Annotated in this window: 2 protein-coding genes; both read right to left on the bottom strand. The window is 30.7% G+C overall.

Going from position 1 to position 2,294, the window contains the following annotated elements; all coding sequences use genetic code 11:
* Positions 1–74: 74 nt before the first annotated feature.
* The gene (locus J1N10_RS20700) at positions 75–1,871 is read right to left on the bottom strand and encodes a ThiF family adenylyltransferase (protein ID WP_262328636.1); all 1,797 of its coding nucleotides are present in this window, start codon (positions 1,869–1,871) and stop codon (positions 75–77) included.
* On the bottom strand, positions 1,868–2,294 hold a 427-nt coding region (locus J1N10_RS20695), incomplete at its 5' end, for a hypothetical protein (RefSeq protein ID WP_262328635.1). The genes J1N10_RS20695 and J1N10_RS20700, both read right to left, overlap by 4 nt.

Genomic DNA, 2,294 nt, shown 5'->3' with positions numbered 1-2,294 from the left:
CCCCCGTTTCAAAATCACCAGATTTTCTCAATGCTCTTTCTATTTTAGTTTCCACATCAGGAGTAACTTTAAAATTAATCTTCATCATTCTTTAAAATTGAATCATTTGCAATATTTAAAATCTCCTGTTCTGACAATCCAAGTTCATTCACAATTTGCTCGTTACCAAAACAAACAAAACAGTTTGAATATGATTTAAAGCCTGTTGTGTCAACTTTTATACATTCAAACTCTTCTTTGAAAATCCATTTTTTTTCATTCCCCCATAAAATTATATTTGGTTTTGATTTGAACACCTCTACATTTTCTGAAAGGAGAACTTCTAGAGCCATTTTTACAGTAAAAAGCGAAATATATTTTGCATCAATACTTAGTGCAGGAGTAGGAAGTATTTCACCTTCCTCTGTTTCGTTATAATTAATGAACTTAGTGTCTGGTGTGTCATTAAAACCATCTTGTGTTTCTAATATTCTAGATAACTTATTGTTCATGCATTCAAAACAAGGTGTTATATTTGGAATAATTCTTATAATCTCTCCACCATATCCTAGTGGATAGACTTTAGAATGTAATGATGGTATTTTATATAACCAACAAAATTCATTAATTACTTCTTCTATCTCTGCCGTTGCATTTACAATTATATCAGCGCTTTTTATTTTCTCACTAACATGACTTGGTATTGTTATGATTTTAGTGTCAATACAATCAACCTTGATAAATGGATTAATTCTTTGTAATTTATTTTTTAAGGCTTGCGTTTTCTTTAAGCCAACATCTTCAAGACCACATGTATGTCTAATTACATTCTCCACGGTTAGATAATCATCATCAATTAGTGTCAATTCAGAAACACCAGATTTTACAAATTCTTCGGCTATAACACTCCCTGAAGAACCGCAACCAATGATGGCGACTTTCTTTTTGCTTATTAATGTAGTTTTTTTAGAATCGGGAGTCCTTGAGTTGAGTTGGGTTAAATCAGGATTATAACATCCAAAATATTCAACTTTACCGTCTTTGTGATTGATTTTAGCGTATAATTCGGCTTTATTACCAGCAATAAAAACAATATGCTCAGTTTTATCTTTTTCTAGTTTTTCTTGAGCCTCTTTAACCGTAAGAATTTGCTTATTATTTAAAAACTCAACGAACTTATTTAAATCTTCTTTAAACACAATTGAGTTTAGTTGATTTTGAGATGCTTTAATCCAGGTTCCAATGTTTTTTGAAAACAAGAGATTTAGACCCCATATTTTTAAGTATTCACTTTCTATAATTTTTTTAAAATAATCTTTATCTGGTTTTTCTACTGGTAATATGGGACTTACAATTATCCTGCTATCTCCCATTGGGCTGAAATAGTCAAAATCCCCAATTGTAGAATCTTTAGGCAGAGGAAGAGGAAATGGGACAATGCACCTAATAATTCTTTTTGTGATATCTAATTTTGTTGGCTCAGCTTCTTCGTAAACATCTAACTTACCTGTTTTATTCTCAATCATATCTAAAGCTGCTAACAACAACTTTTCCAAACTCTTTATAATATCAACTGCTGAAAGTGAAGAATTCCAAGTTTTGTCTCTAATGTCCAGACAGAAGGCAGTACTAATGAATTGATGATTTCCTACCCAGTCCTTTTCCCTTCCTTTGGGATAAATATAAGGAATAGAAAAAGGATAATTTTGAGGATATTTGAGTTCAAATGGAAATTTGATTGAACCTCCAATTTTAGTTGGAAGATATATAGTACCAGATAACCATAGTAATTCCTTTCGAATAAAGAATTCAAAATCGTTTGATTCCCATTCAATGTTTAGCCTTATTTTTTCTCTGGCAAAAATATGCTTTTTGTCTTCCCACCATTTCATTTTTGAAAGCCTTCTCTTTTGGTTTTAGGAAGTTTTTTTGGTAATTCTGTGTCTATTTTTTGAGCTACATTTGCCGATAATAGGGTAGATGTTGACTTTAATAATCCTTTATTACTGATATTACTAAATGATTTGTCTGTTATTTTTTTTCCAAAAATAGGCGAAAATGATTCTTGGATTTTATTTAACTCTTTTAATTCAACAGAAGAAGACAATTCTAATTTTACCTTATTTAACCATTCGTAAAAATTCTTTTCTTTTTGGGGATTTTCAGGCCATTTGTCGGCAAAGTTTTCTTCTTCATTAACAGGATTACCAATCCATTTTATCCATTTGTTATGCTCTACAGAAAACTTAGTTTCGATGAAAGATTCCATGTTTTCAACAACATTGGTTAATGCTGTGATTATATCAGTCTCTTTA

Origin of the sequence: Carboxylicivirga litoralis (assembly GCF_025499605.1) — a bacterium.
In the GTDB taxonomy this organism is placed as follows: domain Bacteria; phylum Bacteroidota; class Bacteroidia; order Bacteroidales; family Marinilabiliaceae; genus Carboxylicivirga; species Carboxylicivirga litoralis.
This window is presented reverse-complemented; position numbering and strand designations above follow the sequence as displayed.

Excerpts from the sequence above, each read along its gene's own strand:
- J1N10_RS20700 (WP_262328636.1), bottom strand. The coding sequence starts at position 1,871 with ATGAAATGGTGGGAAGACAAAAAGCATATTTTTGCCAGAGAAAAAATA.